General features: G+C 72.9%; 1 protein-coding gene. It reads right to left on the bottom strand.

Annotated features, from left to right (window positions below; translation table 11 throughout):
- Window positions 1–50 precede the first annotated feature (50 nt).
- Window positions 51–884: RsmB/NOP family class I SAM-dependent RNA methyltransferase (locus B4M60_RS15175; RefSeq protein WP_291085946.1), on the bottom strand; the 834-nt coding region annotated here is incomplete at its 5' end.

Below are 884 nucleotides of genomic sequence, written 5' to 3'. Positions count from 1 at the left end.
GGTAGATCCAGGCGGCACACCGGTCACCGTGCGAGACGAATTCGGCGTCTTCACGCATCGTCGCTCCTTCGTAGTGCTGCCATGAACATCGCGTCGGTGCCGTGCCGGTGCGGCCAGAGCTGCACCCACGGACCGTCGCCCAGGTCCTCGATCGGTGTCCCGTCCGCCCCGGTCAGGAACTCGCGGACGTCGAGCAGCTCCACGTCCGGCCGCCGGGCGGCCTCACGGATCACCGACACCGTCTCGGACAGGTGCGGCGAGCAGGTGGCGTAGAGCACCACGCCCCCGGGTCGGACCAGCCGCAGGGCGGAGTCCAGGAGCGCGCGCTGCAGGACGACCAGGCCCTGGATGTCGGCGGCCGTCTTGCGCCACCGGGCCTCCGGACGACGACGAAGCGCCCCGAGACCCGAACACGGGGCGTCGACGAGTACACGGTCGAAGCCCGGCTCCAGACCGGGATCCCGGCCGTCGGCGGTGTGCACCTTCACCGGGAGGCCCTTGGTGGCCGCCCGCACCAGGTCGGTGCGGTGTTCGGAGATCTCGATCCCGGTCACGGTCGCGCCCTCGGACTCGGCCAGTGCGCCGAGCATCACGGCCTTGCCGCCGGGGCCGGCGCACAGGTCGAGCCACCGCCCGCCGTCCTCGCCGACGAGCGGCGCCCGGGACATCGCCACCGCGACGACCTGGCTGCCCTCGTCCTGCACGGTGGCGAGTCGGTCCTTGACCGGCTCCATCGTTCCGGGGTCGCCCGAGTCCAGGTGGACGGCGTACGGCGACAGCGTCCCTTCCGTACCGCCGGTGATCAGGGCGAGCTCCTCCGCCGAGATCTCACCGGGCCGCGCGGCCAGGTGCACCTTCGGGCGGGCGTCGTCGGCGGCCAGCAG

The sequence above is a fragment of the Dietzia sp. UBA5065 genome (assembly GCA_002415925.1).
Lineage (GTDB): Bacteria > Actinomycetota > Actinomycetes > Mycobacteriales > Mycobacteriaceae > Dietzia.
This window is presented reverse-complemented; position numbering and strand designations above follow the sequence as displayed.